General features: G+C 68.4%; 14 protein-coding genes. 11 read left to right on the top strand and 3 right to left on the bottom strand.

Annotated features, from left to right (window positions below; translation table 11 throughout):
- Nucleotides 1-13 precede the first annotated feature (13 nt).
- The 3 genes from ACIBB8_RS12735 to ACIBB8_RS12725 all read right to left on the bottom strand — a co-directional run bounded on the left by ACIBB8_RS12735 (nucleotide 14) and on the right by ACIBB8_RS12725 (nucleotide 1,889).
- On the bottom strand, nucleotides 14-460 hold the full coding sequence (locus tag ACIBB8_RS12735) for a DNA-binding protein (RefSeq protein WP_398951263.1): 447 nt from the start codon (nucleotides 458-460) through the stop codon (nucleotides 14-16).
- Complete coding sequence (locus ACIBB8_RS12730) at nucleotides 457-699, bottom strand: hypothetical protein (protein ID WP_398951261.1); 243 nt, start codon at nucleotides 697-699, stop codon at nucleotides 457-459. Before ACIBB8_RS12730 ends, ACIBB8_RS12735 begins: the two co-directional genes overlap by 4 nt.
- Before the next feature lie 371 nt (nucleotides 700-1,070).
- On the bottom strand, nucleotides 1,071-1,889 hold the full coding sequence (locus ACIBB8_RS12725) for a C40 family peptidase (RefSeq protein ID WP_398951259.1): 819 nt from the start codon (nucleotides 1,887-1,889) through the stop codon (nucleotides 1,071-1,073).
- A gap of 770 nt (nucleotides 1,890-2,659) precedes the next feature.
- On the opposite strand from ACIBB8_RS12725, the gene ACIBB8_RS12720 reads away from it, so the two are divergent.
- Genes ACIBB8_RS12720 through nuoK form a run of 11 tightly spaced genes read left to right on the top strand, consistent with a single transcriptional unit; the run spans nucleotide 2,660 to nucleotide 13,473 of the window.
- Complete coding sequence (locus ACIBB8_RS12720; RefSeq protein WP_003992243.1) at nucleotides 2,660-3,019, top strand: NADH-quinone oxidoreductase subunit A; 360 nt, start codon at nucleotides 2,660-2,662, stop codon at nucleotides 3,017-3,019.
- Between the two features lie 18 nt (nucleotides 3,020-3,037).
- Complete coding sequence (locus tag ACIBB8_RS12715) at nucleotides 3,038-3,592, top strand: NADH-quinone oxidoreductase subunit B family protein (RefSeq protein WP_030926341.1); 555 nt, start codon at nucleotides 3,038-3,040, stop codon at nucleotides 3,590-3,592.
- Nucleotides 3,589-4,299 carry an NADH-quinone oxidoreductase subunit C gene (locus ACIBB8_RS12710; protein ID WP_398951256.1) on the top strand — a complete coding sequence of 237 codons (711 nt, stop codon included), beginning with the start codon at nucleotides 3,589-3,591 and terminating at the stop codon, nucleotides 4,297-4,299. Before ACIBB8_RS12715 ends, ACIBB8_RS12710 begins: the two co-directional genes overlap by 4 nt.
- Complete coding sequence (locus tag ACIBB8_RS12705) at nucleotides 4,299-5,621, top strand: NADH-quinone oxidoreductase subunit D (RefSeq protein WP_366690928.1); 1,323 nt, start codon at nucleotides 4,299-4,301, stop codon at nucleotides 5,619-5,621. Before ACIBB8_RS12710 ends, ACIBB8_RS12705 begins: the two co-directional genes overlap by 1 nt.
- Nucleotides 5,622-5,650: 29 nt before the next feature.
- Nucleotides 5,651-6,412: an NADH-quinone oxidoreductase subunit NuoE gene (gene nuoE / locus ACIBB8_RS12700; RefSeq protein ID WP_398951578.1), complete on the top strand. Its 762-nt coding sequence runs from the start codon at nucleotides 5,651-5,653 to the stop codon at nucleotides 6,410-6,412.
- A complete protein-coding gene (gene nuoF / locus ACIBB8_RS12695; RefSeq protein WP_398951254.1) occupies nucleotides 6,409-7,785 on the top strand; it encodes an NADH-quinone oxidoreductase subunit NuoF in 1,377 nt (458 codons plus the stop codon). The genes nuoE and nuoF overlap by 4 nt, the downstream gene beginning before the upstream one ends.
- Nucleotides 7,782-10,313, top strand: a complete 2,532-nt coding sequence (locus tag ACIBB8_RS12690; protein ID WP_398951252.1) for an NADH-quinone oxidoreductase subunit G — start codon at nucleotides 7,782-7,784, stop codon at nucleotides 10,311-10,313. Before nuoF ends, ACIBB8_RS12690 begins: the two co-directional genes overlap by 4 nt.
- Nucleotides 10,310-11,746, top strand: coding sequence for an NADH-quinone oxidoreductase subunit NuoH (nuoH, locus tag ACIBB8_RS12685; protein ID WP_398951250.1), 1,437 nt, complete (start codon nucleotides 10,310-10,312; stop codon nucleotides 11,744-11,746). The genes ACIBB8_RS12690 and nuoH overlap by 4 nt, the downstream gene beginning before the upstream one ends.
- On the top strand, nucleotides 11,739-12,353 hold the full coding sequence (nuoI, locus tag ACIBB8_RS12680; RefSeq protein ID WP_398951248.1) for an NADH-quinone oxidoreductase subunit NuoI: 615 nt from the start codon (nucleotides 11,739-11,741) through the stop codon (nucleotides 12,351-12,353). Before nuoH ends, nuoI begins: the two co-directional genes overlap by 8 nt.
- Complete coding sequence (locus tag ACIBB8_RS12675; RefSeq protein WP_398951247.1) at nucleotides 12,350-13,177, top strand: NADH-quinone oxidoreductase subunit J; 828 nt, start codon at nucleotides 12,350-12,352, stop codon at nucleotides 13,175-13,177. The genes nuoI and ACIBB8_RS12675 overlap by 4 nt, the downstream gene beginning before the upstream one ends.
- On the top strand, nucleotides 13,174-13,473 hold the full coding sequence (gene nuoK, locus ACIBB8_RS12670; protein ID WP_037693122.1) for an NADH-quinone oxidoreductase subunit NuoK: 300 nt from the start codon (nucleotides 13,174-13,176) through the stop codon (nucleotides 13,471-13,473). Before ACIBB8_RS12675 ends, nuoK begins: the two co-directional genes overlap by 4 nt.
- Nucleotides 13,474-13,484: the final 11 nt, after the last annotated feature.

Raw genomic sequence — 13,484 nt, 5'->3', positions numbered from 1 at the left:
GACGGCTTGACCCTCAGACATTGACGATCTTCACCCTTGGCGAGCCGGGGAGCTTCTCGGCGGCCTTGCACAGGGCCGGGATGTGCGACTTGTCGGACGTCACGAGCAGTACCGGGGGCGTGCAGAGCACGGCCGTGGCGACCACGAGTGCGTCGACCAGGCATTCGTGTCCGTCGAGGCCCGAGGTGTCGAGAAGTCTCTCCGCGGCGTCTATCACCGCGTCGCTGACCGGTTTCACGTCGAACCGGGACAGGAGGAACTGAAGCCGCTTGGCGGCCTCCCCGCTTCGGCGCACTTCCAAGGGCGTCAGGGCGGACAGTGCCACACGTCGGCCGCTCTGCTGGGCGACTTCGATTCGCGCACGCATGCCCTCGTCGCCGTCGACGTGCAGAGAGAGGCCTTGGGCATCCAGGACGAGCGTGCCCTCACTCTTGGCCTTGATCTTGAGGCGCTTGCTCACCACTCTTGTTCCGCCTGCCGCCGCGCTTCGGCGGAGACGGAGCCGAATGCCTTGCGGTCAGCTGCCACGACCTCGCGGAGCTTGGCCGCGGCGAGCCACTCCTCCAGGGCTTCGGCCACGACGGAGGAGAAGCCGTTCTTCCCGGTCCGCTCCTCGACTTCCTTGATCAACGACTGCGCCAGCGAGACGGATCTCTTACCGGCCCGCTCGGGTGCCTGGTGGGCTACGTCGCTACTCATATCTAAAACGTAACACCGGTGGTAGGAAAAATCTCCCTGTGCATGCACATACGCTGCCTGGGCATCGCTGTAGAGGGCCGTTCCCGACGCATCCCTGTCTCGGCGGAACCAAGGTGGCCCCGAAGGTCTGACCACCACTTCTTTTCGTGTTCTCGCCCGGTGCACGGGCGAGGCGCCGGCGATCTCGGTGAGGCGTGTGAGGCAGGGAGACCAGCGAAGCTACCCCGCCCGGGACCGCGCGCAGGCGGATCCGGGAACGGAAAAGGTACCGGGGCGCCGGCGACAGCACCCGGCCCGCCGTTCCACGACGAAGGGCCGTCGCTCCCGAGCGGGGGAGTGACGGCCCTTCGTGGTGTTCGCGCGCTTGTGAATCAGAGAACGCGGACCGCGCCCGACGGCGGGTCGTAGCTGAGCGGGCGCAGCACCACGCCGGTGCTCGGGTTCTGCGCACCGACGAACTGGCCGCCGCCCACGTAGACGCCGACGTGGTAGGCGGAGCCCGCGCCGCCCCAGTACAGGATGTCGCCCGGCTGGAGGTTGCTCAGCGAGACCTGGGTGCCGGCGGTCGACTGGGCCTGCGAGACGCGCGGCAGGTCGACGCCCACCGTGCGGAACGCGGCCTGGACCAGGCCGGAGCAGTCCCAGGAGTTGGGGCCGGTACCGCCGGACACGTACGCGTCGCCGACCTGGGCCTGGACGAACGCGACGACGGAGGCGGCGGAGCCGGTGGCGCTCGACGAGGAGGACGCCACGGCGGTGGAGCCGGACGTGCTGGACGTGCTGAGCGTCGTACGGGCCTCGGAGCGGGAGGCGCGCAGGGCGGCCTCCGCCTTGGCCTTGGCGGCCGCCTCCGCCTTCTTCTTGGCCTCAGCCTTGCGGACCGCCTCGGCCTTGGCCTTCGTGGCGGCCTTGGCCGCGCTGGTGGCCGCGGCGTCCTCCTGGGCCTGCGTCTCCAGGTCCAGGGCGACCTGCTGCGTGGCCTCGGCGGACGCGGCGACGGCGGTGGAGAGCCCGGAGGTGAGGGTGGGCATCTCGATGGTCTGGGTCACCGGCTCGGCCTGGGCAGGACCGGCAGCGCCTGCGACCGCGATGGTGCTGAGGACGCCACCGGCAACTCCGGCCCGCAGTGCCGATTTCGGGGCGCTTCGGCGGGGCTTCCGGTGGCTGGGTATGTGAGCGGTGAGGGACATGAGTACTAGCGCTATCAGGGCACCTGGGTTTCCTTCAAGAAACGTGTGTTGCGACACAGTTACGTTCGGAATCTGTGAATCCGCTTTCGGATGACCCTTATTGACGCCGTAACGGGCAAATCGGTCACGCGTGATCAGCGCTGTGATCACGGGCTTTCAGTAATTCGCCCGAATTGCCCGCCGCCTACCATCCGTTCACACCGATGGCCAAGCCCGGTTTTATTGAAGGCCTGGCGAGGTGACGCAGGTCACAGCACGCCCGTGGCGAGGTGGGCATACGAGCGGCCGGCGTGCGCGGCGGCGTCGATGGCGGGGCGGTCGGCGCGGTGGGGGTGTTTCGTTCGGAAGGTCGTAAATGTGGGCACGCGTCCACATCGCTCCTCGTGAGCCCCTCGCGCGGGTGACCCGAAGTGGGGCGGATCCCCTTATCACCCCTCTGCCGTCCATTGCCAATTTGCTGGGCGAGGCGTCTGATTGTTAGAGGAGCATCGCCTTGACCAGCAACAACAACGCCAGATGTCACGTCTCGTGATCGCGCGGCCGCTTTGCGTACGAAGATCACCCCTCATCCGGCTTCATGATCCTTCGCCAGGTGGTGGAGATCACAAAGTCGGTGTAGTACCCCGTGTCGCAGATCACAGGACGGCAGGCATAGGATGCGGGGCAGTCGGGCTTGTGAACTGCCTCACATGTGCACGATCTTGGTGAGGTGGCGAGCCGGTCGCCCGATGCGGTCCAACGGTCAAGGACGACTGGAAGGAGCGAGGAGCGTGAATGCCTACGCGCCCATCCTCGTGCTCGGCGCCCTCGGGGCAGGGTTTGCGATCTTCTCCGTGGTCATGGCCACGCTTATCGGCCCAAAGCGGTACAACCGAGCAAAGCTCGAAGCGTACGAGTGCGGTATCGAACCCACCCCCACTCCAGCCGGAGGCGGCCGCTTCCCCATCAAGTACTACCTGACGGCGATGCTCTTCATCGTCTTCGACATCGAGATCGTCTTCCTCTATCCCTGGGCGGTCACCTTCGACGCCCTGGGGATCTTCGGGCTCGTCGAGATGCTGCTCTTCGTGCTCACCGTCTTCGTCGCCTATGCGTATGTATGGCGTCGCGGCGGCCTGGAATGGGACTGAGGGGCTGAGGGGCACACCATGGGACTCGAAGAGAAGCTGCCCAGCGGCTTCGTGCTGACCACTGTCGAGCAGGCCGCCGGCTGGGTGCGGAAATCCTCCGTCTTCCCTGCCACGTTCGGACTTGCCTGCTGCGCCATCGAGATGATGACGACCGGAGCCGGGCGCTACGACCTGGCCCGATTCGGGATGGAGGTCTTCCGCGGATCGCCGCGGCAGGCGGATCTGATGATCGTGGCGGGTCGGGTCAGCCAGAAGATGGCGCCCGTCCTGCGGCAGGTCTACGACCAGATGCCGAACCCCAAGTGGGTTATCTCCATGGGGGTTTGTGCATCCTCGGGTGGGATGTTCAACAATTACGCCATTGTGCAGGGTGTTGATCATATTGTCCCTGTCGACATCTATTTGCCGGGCTGCCCGCCGCGCCCCGAGATGCTGATGGACGCCATTCTCAAGCTCCACCAGAAGATCCAGGGCTCCAAGCTCGGGGTCAACGCGGAGGAGGCCGCCCGCGAGGCGGAGGACGCGGCACTCAAGGCGCTTCCCCTGATCGAGATGAAGGGGCTGCTGCGGTGACCGGCGAACAGAACAACAACGGCGTACCCGCGCCGCGTGACGAGACCGGCGAGGTCATCGGCGTACGCAAGGGCATGTTCGGCGCCAACAACGGCGGCGACACCTCCGGCTACGGCGGGCTCGTCCGCACGGTGACGCTGCCGGGAGCCACGTCCCGGCCGTACGGCGGCTGGTTCGACGAGGTGGCCGACGAGCTCGAAGGTGCCCTGGAGGAGCAGGACCTGCTTCCCGGGAACGCCATCGAGAAGACCGTCGTCGACCGCGGTGAGCTCACCTTCCACATCGCCCGCGAGCACCTGCCCACCGTGGCTCGAACCCTGCGCGACGACCCGGCTCTGCGCTTCGAGCTCTGTACCGGGGTGAGCGGTGTCCACTTCCTCGGCGACAAGGGCCGCGAGCTGCACGCCGTCTACCATCTGCGGTCGATCACCCACGGCCGGCTGATCCGGCTGGAGGTCTCCGCCCCGGACAGCGACCCGCACATCCCGTCGCTCGTCGCGGTCTATCCGACCAACGACTGGCACGAGCGCGAGACCTACGACTTCTTCGGGCTCGTCTTCGACGGGCACCCGGCCCTCACCCGGATCATGATGCCGGACGACTGGCAGGGCTTCCCGCAGCGCAAGGACTACCCGCTCGGTGGTATCGCCATCGAGTACAAGGGCGCCCAGATCCCGGCTCCGGACCAGCGGAGGTCGTACTCCTGATGACTACTCCCCATGCAACGCCTCGCGCCACGACCGAGGGGACTGTGTATACAGTCACCGGCGGCGACTGGGACGAGGTCGTCGAGTCCGCGGTCAAGTCCGACGACGAGCGCATCATCGTCAACATGGGTCCCCAGCACCCGTCCACGCATGGCGTGCTGCGGCTGATCCTGGAGATCGACGGCGAGACCGTCACCGAGGCCCGCTGCGGCATCGGCTACCTCCACACCGGCATCGAGAAGAACCTCGAATTCCGGAACTGGACGCAGGGCACCACGTTCGTCACGCGCATGGACTACCTGACGCCGTTCTTCAACGAGACGGCGTACTGCCTGGGCGTCGAGAAGCTTCTCGGCATCGAGGACCGGATCCCCGACCGGGCGAGTGTCCTGCGCGTGCTCCTGATGGAGCTCAACCGGATCTCCTCGCACCTGGTGTGCATCGCCACGGGCGGCATGGAGCTCGGTGCGACCACGATCATGATCTACGGGTTCCGCGATCGTGAACTCGTTCTCGACCTCTTCGAGCTGATCACCGGGCTCCGGATGAACCACGCGTTCGTCCGGCCCGGCGGACTCGCCCAGGACCTGCCGCCGGGCGCGGTCGACCAGCTGCGCGAGTTCGTGAAAACCATGAAGAAGAACCTGCCGGAGTACGACAAGCTCGCCACCGGCAACCCCATCTTCAAGGCCCGCATGCAGGACGTCGGCTATCTCAACCTGACCGGCTGCATGGCGCTCGGCGCCACCGGCCCGATCCTGCGCTCCGCCGGACTCCCGCACGACCTGCGCAAGACCGATCCCTACTGCGGCTACGAGACCTACGAATTCGACGTCCCCACCGCCGACAGCTGTGACGCCTACGGCCGCTTCCTCATCCGTCTGGAAGAGATGCGGCAGTCGCTGCGGATCATCGAGCAGTGCATCGACCGGCTCGCCCCCGGACCGGTCATGGTCGCCGACAAGAAGATCGCCTGGCCCGCTCAGCTCGCGCTGGGACCCGACGGGCTCGGCAACTCGCTCGACCACATCAAGAAGATCATGGGGACCTCCATGGAGGCCCTGATCCACCATTTCAAGCTGGTGACCGAGGGCTTCCGGGTTCCGGCCGGACAGGCGTACACCGCCGTCGAATCGCCCAAGGGCGAGCTCGGTGTGCACATCGTCTCGGACGGCGGAACCCGCCCCTACCGGGTCCACTTCCGCGACCCGTCCTTCACCAATCTGCAGGCCATGGCGGCGATGTGCGAGGGCGGCCAGGTCGCCGATGTCATCGTCGCCGTCGCGTCCATCGACCCCGTGATGGGAGGCGTCGACCGGTGACCGAAGCACGTCAGGAAGTCAGTCTGGGGATGCCGCAGCTCCCCGCCCCCGCCTACCCGGCCGAGGTGCGCGCCAGGCTCGAAGCGGACGCGAAGGAGGTGATCGCCCGCTACCCCGACAGCCGCTCCGCGCTGCTGCCGCTGCTGCACCTGGTGCAGTCCGAGGAGGGGTACGTCTCCCGTACCGGCATGGCACTCTGTGCCGAACTGCTCGGCCTCACCACCGCCGAGGTCACCGCGGTCGCCACCTTCTACACGATGTACCGGCGCAAGCCGAGCGGCGACTACCAGGTGGGTGTCTGCACCAACACGCTGTGTGCGGTGATGGGCGGCGACGCCATCTTCGACCGACTCAAGCAGCATCTCGGCGTCGGCAACAACGAGACGACCGAGGACGGCAAGGTCACCCTCGAACACATCGAGTGCAACGCGGCCTGCGACTTCGCACCCGTGGTGATGGTCAACTGGGAGTTCTTCGACAACCAGACGCCCCAGAGCGCGACGCAGCTCGTCGACGACCTGATCGCCGGGCGCACCGTCGAACCCACCCGCGGCGCTCCGCTCTGCTCGTACAAGGAGACCGCGCGGATCCTGGCCGGCTTCCCCGACCAGCGCCCCGGCGCCGTCGAGGCGACCGGTGGAGCGGGCCCCGCCTCGCTCGTCGGCCTCCGGCTGGCGAAGGGCGAGGAGCTGCACCCGAAGGTCGTCGCCCCGCGGGGCGAGCCGGCCGGCACCGACGCCCCGCAGGACCCGGACCACTCGGCCGGCACCGCAGCAGAGGAGGGAGAGTGATGACGTTGGCAGCCGAAATCAACGACGGAGGCGGCAACGGGGCCGGCCCCGAGAAGCTGCTCTCGCCCGTCCTCTCCGCCTTCTGGGACGAGCCCGGGTCATGGACCCTGGACACCTACAAGCGGCACGGCGGCTACGAGGGGCTGCGCAAGGCGCTCGCCATGTCTCCGGACGACCTCATCGCGTACGTCAAGGACTCCGGCCTGCGCGGCCGCGGCGGCGCGGGCTTCCCCACCGGCATGAAGTGGCAGTTCATCCCGCAGGGCGACGGCAAGCCGCACTACCTGGTGGTCAACGCCGACGAATCGGAGCCCGGGACCTGCAAGGACATCCCGCTCCTCTTCGCCAACCCGCACAGCCTCATCGAAGGCATCGTGATCGCCTGCTACGCGATCCGCTCCTCGCATGCCTTCATCTATCTGCGCGGTGAAGTCGTCCCCGTACTGCGTCGGCTGCACGAGGCCGTGCGCGAGGCGTACGAGGCGGGCTACCTCGGGACGAGCATCCTGGGCTCGGGGCTCGACCTGGAGCTCACCGTGCACGCGGGCGCCGGCGCGTACATCTGTGGTGAGGAGACCGCACTGCTCGACTCGCTCGAAGGGCGACGCGGCCAGCCTCGGCTGCGGCCTCCCTTCCCTGCGGTCGCCGGTCTGTACGCCTGCCCCACTGTGGTGAACAACGTCGAGTCCATCGCCTCGGTTCCCGCGATCCTGAACAACGGCAAGGACTGGTTCAAGTCGATGGGCAGCGAGAAGTCCCCGGGCTTCACGCTGTACTCGCTCAGCGGCCACGTCGCCACCCCGGGACAGTACGAGGCCCCGCTCGGCATCACCCTGCGCCAGCTGCTCGACATGAGCGGCGGCATGCGCGCCGGCCACCGGCTGAAGTTCTGGACCCCGGGCGGCTCCTCCACCCCGATGTTCACCGACGAGCACCTCGACGTGCCCCTCGACTACGAGGGCGTCGGCGCCGCCGGTTCCATGCTCGGCACCAAGGCGCTCCAGTGCTTCGACGAGACGACCTGCGTCGTGCGGGCCGTCACCCGATGGACCGAGTTCTACGCGCATGAGTCCTGCGGCAAGTGCACGCCATGCCGTGAAGGCACCTACTGGCTCGTCCAGTTGCTCCGTGACATTGAGGACGGCAAGGGACAGATGGCCGACCTCGACAAGCTGAACGACATCGCCGACAACATCAACGGCAAGTCCTTCTGCGCCCTCGGCGACGGCGCCGCCTCGCCGATCTTCTCCTCGCTGAAGTACTTCCGCGAGGAGTACGAGCGGCACATCACCGGCCGGGGCTGCCCCTTCGATCCCGCCAAGTCGACCGCCTGGGCCGACGACAAGAACGCTCACCAGGGGGTGAACGCATGACAGTCACCACGAGTGCGCCCTCCGGGGGCGGCGAGGCGGCGGTCCCGCCCGAGGACCTTGTCACGCTGACGATCGACGGCATCGAGATCAGCGTGCCCAAGGGCACCCTGGTCATCCGCGCCGCCGAACTCCTCGGCATCGAGATCCCGCGCTTCTGCGACCACCCGCTCCTCGACCCGGCCGGCGCCTGCCGCCAGTGCATCGTCGAGGTCGAGGGCCAGCGCAAGCCGATGGCGTCCTGCACCATCACGTGCACCGACGGCATGGTGGTCAAGTCGCAGCTCACCTCGCCGGTCGCCGACAAGGCGCAGCGCGGGGTGATGGAGCTGCTGCTCATCAACCACCCGCTGGACTGCCCGGTCTGCGACAAGGGCGGCGAGTGCCCGCTGCAGAACCAGGCGATGTCGCACGGCGACCCGGACTCCCGGTTCGACGGAAAGAAGCGGACGTACGAGAAGCCCGTCCCGATCTCCACCCAGGTGCTGCTGGACCGTGAGCGGTGTGTGCTCTGCGCGCGCTGCACCCGGTTCTCCAACCAGGTGGCGGGCGACCCGATGATCGAGCTGATCGAGCGCGGCGCGCTCCAGCAGGTCGGCACGGGCGAGGGCGACCCCTTCGAGTCGTACTTCTCCGGCAACACCATCCAGATCTGCCCGGTCGGCGCGCTCACCTCGGCGGCGTACCGGTTCCGCTCCCGCCCCTTCGACCTGGTGTCGTCGCCGTCGGTGTGCGAGCACTGCGCGGGCGGCTGCGCGACCCGCACCGATCACCGGCGCGGCAAGGTCATGCGGCGGCTCGCCGCCAACGACCCCGAGGTCAACGAGGAGTGGGTCTGCGACAAGGGCCGCTTCGGCTTCCGTTACGCGCAGCAGCGGGACCGGCTCACCACGCCGCTGGTACGGAACGCGGACGGTGTCCTCGAACCGGCGAGCTGGCCCGAGGCCCTGGCTGCCGCGGCCGCCGGGCTCGTCGCCGCACGCGGCAGGACCGGCGTCCTCACCGGCGGCCGGCTGACCGTCGAGGACGCTTACGCGTACAGCAAGTTCGCCCGGATCGCCCTCGACACGAACGACATCGACTTCCGGGCCCGGGTGCACAGCAGCGAGGAGGCCGACTTCCTGGCCGCCCGCGTCGCCGGGCGCGGACGCGACCTGGACGGCAGCGGGATCACGTACACCTCGCTGGAGAAGGCGTCGACCGTCCTGCTGGTCGGCTTCGAGTCCGAGGAGGAGGCGCCCGGCGTCTTCCTGCGGCTGCGCAAGGCCCACCGCAACCACGGCCAGCGCACCTTCGCCGTCGCCTCGCACGCCACCCGCGGACTGGAGAAGGCCGGCGGCACGCTGCTGCCCGCCGCGCCCGGCACCGAGACCGAGTGGCTGGACGCGATCGCGGGCGGCGTCGGACTCGACGGCGACGGAGCCGAGGCGGCCGAGGCGCTGCGCGGCGAGGGCGCCGTGATCGTGGTGGGCGAGCGGCTGGCCGGAGTGCCGGGCGGGCTGACCGCCGCGGTACGGGCGGCCACCGCGACCGGGTCCCGGCTGGTGTGGATCCCGCGCCGGGCCGGCGAGCGCGGTGCGGTGGAGGCGGGCGCGCTCCCGTCGCTGCTGCCCGGCGGCCGCCCGGCCACCGACCCGCGTGCCAGGGACGAGGTGGCGGCCGTGTGGGGCGTCGCCGAACTCCCCTCCCGGTTCGGCCGCGACACCGGCCAGATCGTCGAGGCCGCCGCCACCGGCGAACTGGGCGCGCTGCTCGTCGCCGGGGTGGAGACCGCCGACCTGCCGGACCCGGCCCGCGCCCTGGAGGCGCTGGACCAGGTCGGCTTCCTCGTCTCGCTGGAGCTGCGGCCCAGCGAGATCACCGAGCGGGCCGACGTCGTCCTCCCGGTCGCCGCGGTGGCCGAGAAGTCCGGCACCTTCCTCAACTGGGAGGGCAGGGCCCGGATGTTCGAGGCGGCGCTGAAGCCCGAGCAGATGACGCGGACCCTCGCGCCGACCGATGCCCGGGTGCTGCACATGCTCGCCGACGCGGTGGCCCGCGCCGGAGGCGCTGATGAACCCAGTCGCTTCGCGCTGCCGGATCTGAAGTCCGTACGCCGTGAGCTGGACCGGCTCGGCGGCTGGACCGGTACGCACGCCGCCGACCCGCACGAGTCGGCGCAGCCGCTGCCCAGGCCCGGCGACGGCGAGGCAGTCCTCGCGGGCCACCGGCTGCTGCTCGACCAGGGGCGGCTCCAGGAGGGCGACGCGGCGCTGGCCGGCACCCGGCACGCCGCGGTCGCCCGGCTCTCCGCCGTCACCGCCGCCGAGACGGGTGTGAAGGACGGCGATCTGCTGGCCGTCACCGGACCGTCCGGCAGCGTCGAACTCCCGCTGCAGGTCACCGACATGCCGGACCGGGTGGTCTGGGTGCCGCTGAACTCCGTCGGGCGGGGCGTACCGGCCGACACCGGCGCCCAACCCGGCGGTCTGGTCCGGATCGGCCCCGCCGCACCGGGTACTCCCGACGTCACACCGGAGGTGCGAGCGTGACTGCCCTCGCTCAACTGGCCGCGGCACCCGACCGTGCCGTACTCGCCGCCGAGGATCTGTCGATGTTCGGCACCGACCCCTGGTGGCTCGTCGTCATCAAAGCGGTGTTCTGCTTCGCGTTCCTGATGGTGACCGTGCTCTTCTCCATCGTGTGGGAGCGCAAGGTCGTCGCCTGGATGCAGCTGCGCATCGGCCCCAACCGGCACGGCCCCTGGGGCATGCTCCAGTCGCTCGCCGACGGCATCAAGCTGATGCTGAAGGAAGACGTCGTCGTCAGGCGGGCGGACAAGGTCGTCTACGTCCTCGCGCCGATCGTCGCCGCCGTACCGGCGTTCATGGCGATCGCCGTGATCCCGTTCGGGCCGTCCGGCAACGAGGTCTCGATCTTCGGCCACCGTACGGCGATGCAGCTCACCGACCTGCCGATCGCGATGCTCTACGTCCTCGCGGTCGCATCGGTCGGGATCTACGGCATCGTGCTGGCCGGCTGGTCCTCCGGATCGACGTACCCGCTGCTCGGCGGATTGCGTTCCTGCGCGCAGATGATCTCGTACGAGATCGCGATGGGCGCCGCGTTCGCCTCCGTCTTCCTCTACTCCGGGTCGATGTCGACCTCGAAGATCGTGGAGGCGCAGCAGGACCGCTGGTTCATCATCCTGCTGCCGGTCTCGTTCATCATCTACATCGTCACGATGGTCGGTGAGACCAACCGCGCCCCGTTCGACATGCCGGAGTCCGAGGGCGACCTCGTCGGCGGCTTCAACACCGAGTACTCGTCGATCAAGTTCGCGATGTTCATGCTCGCCGAGTACGTCAACATGGTCACCGTCTCCGCCGTCTCCACGACCCTGTTCCTGGGCGGCTGGCGAGCCCCGTGGCCGATCAGCACCTTCTGGGAGGGCGCGAACCACGGCTGGTGGCCGATGCTCTGGTTCGTCCTCAAGGTCCAGCTGCTGCTGTTCTTCTTCATCTGGCTGCGCGGCACGCTGCCCCGCGTCCGCTACGACCAGCTGATGAAGCTCGGCTGGAAGGTCCTGATCCCGGTCTCCGTGGTTTGGCTGATGCTGGTCGCGACGGTGCGGGCGCTGCGCAACGAGGGCTACGACTTCTCGAAGATCGTGCTGTACGTGGCCGGGGCCGTGATCGCGATCCTGCTCATCTCCTTCGTCGCCGACATCTTCCGGGACCGCTCGGCCAAGGCTGCAAAGACGGCCGGGGAGACCGGGGCGGAAGCCGGACCCGGGCCGGAGTTCGACCCGATGGCGGGCGGATTCCCGGTGCCGCCGCTGCCCGGACAGACCCTGCCGCCGGTACCGCGCCGCAGGCCACGGCACGAGCGGAAGCTCGTTGTCAGTGGCGGGCCGGACACTCGGAGTGACGGCAGTCAGATTGGTGAAAGTCCGAGTGACGGAAAGGAGGCTGACGGTGTCTGAGCCATCGGAGTCCACTGGGGACAAGTTCCAGAATCCTGTGGCCGGCTTCGGCGTGACCTTCAAGGCCATGTTCAAGAAGCGGCTGACCGAGCAGTACCCCGAACAGCAGAAGGTGACGGCGCCGCGCTTCCACGGCAGGCACCAGCTCAACCGTCACCCGGACGGCCTGGAGAAATGCGTCGGCTGCGAGCTGTGCGCCTGGGCCTGTCCCGCCGATGCCATCTATGTGGAGGGCGCGGACAACACCGACGAGGAGCGCTACTCCCCGGGTGAGCGCTACGGGCGCGTCTACCAGATCAACTACGCGCGCTGCATTCTCTGCGGACTGTGCATCGAGGCGTGCCCGACCCGGGCGCTCACGATGACCAATGAGTTCGAGCTCGCCAACACCACCCGCGAAAGCCTCATCTACACCAAGGACGAGCTGCTCGCGGGCTTGGAGGAGGGCATGGTCGACACTCCGCACGCGATCTTCCCGGGCATGGACGAGCAGGACTACTACCGGGGGCTGGTCACCGAGGCGGCGCCCGGCACGGAGCGTCAGGTCGCGCTCTCCAAGGGCGAGTCCAAGGAGCAGCCGGCCAAGGACGAGGAGGTGGACGCATGACCGGCCTGGCCGCAGCGGCCTCCACCACATCCATCGGCGAGGCCGTCCAGTTCTGGGTGCTCGGCACGGTCGCCGTGATCGGCGCGCTGTCCACCGTACTGATGAAGAAAGCCGTGCACAGCGCGCTGAGCCTCGCCGGGACCATGATCGTCCTGGCGGTGTTCTACCTGGCCAACGGCGCCTACTTCCTCGGCGTCGTCCAGATCGTCGTCTACACCGGCGCGATCATGATGCTGTTCCTCTTCGTGGTCATGCTCGTCGGTGTCACGGCGGCGGACTCGTTGAAGGAGACCCTCAAGGGCCAGCGCTGGCTGGCCGCGGGATGCGGGATCGGCTTCGGCGTTTTGCTGATCGCAGGCATCGGCCACGCCTCGCTGAACAGCTTCAACGGCCTCGGCACGGCGAACGCCGCGCACGGCGGAAACGTCGAGGGGCTGGCCAGCCTCATCTTCACGAAGTACGTCTTCGCCTTCGAGATCACCGGCGCCCTGCTGATCACGGCGACGGTCGGCGCGATGGTGCTCACCCACCGGGAGCGCACCGAACGGGCCAGGACCCAGCGGGAGATGTCGGAGGAGCGGGTACGCGGCAAGCACCTGCCGCCGCTGCCCGCCCCCGGTGTCTACGCCCGGCACAACGCCGTGGACATCGCCGGTCTGCTCCCGGACGGCACCGCGTCCGAGCTCACCGTCATGCAGACGCTGCGGCGGCGCGGCCAGATCCGTGACGTGTCGAACGAGTCGCTGGCCGACCTCAAGGCGCTGGAGCAGCGCTCCGAGGAGCGGCTCGGCCGTGACCAGGACGAAGAGGAGGTCACCAAGTGAATCCGGTCAACTACCTCTATCTCTCCGCCCTGTTGTTCACCATTGGCGCGTCCGGGGTGCTGATCAGGCGGAACGCGATCGTGGTGTTCATGTGCGTGGAGCTGATGCTCAACGCCTGCAACCTCGCGTTCGTCACCTTCTCCCGGATGCACGGCAACCTCGACGGCCAGATCATCGCCTTCTTCACGATGGTCGTCGCCGCCGCCGAGGTCGTGGTCGGGCTCGCGATCATCGTGTCGCTGTTCCGTTCCCGCCACTCGGCCTCGGTCGACGACGCCAGCCTGATGAAGCTGTAAGGGGACGCTGA

Source organism: Streptomyces sp. NPDC051286, assembly GCF_044455345.1.
Lineage (GTDB): Bacteria > Actinomycetota > Actinomycetes > Streptomycetales > Streptomycetaceae > Streptomyces.
Note: the sequence above shows the minus strand (reverse complement) of the source record. Positions and strands in the feature narration are given on the sequence as shown.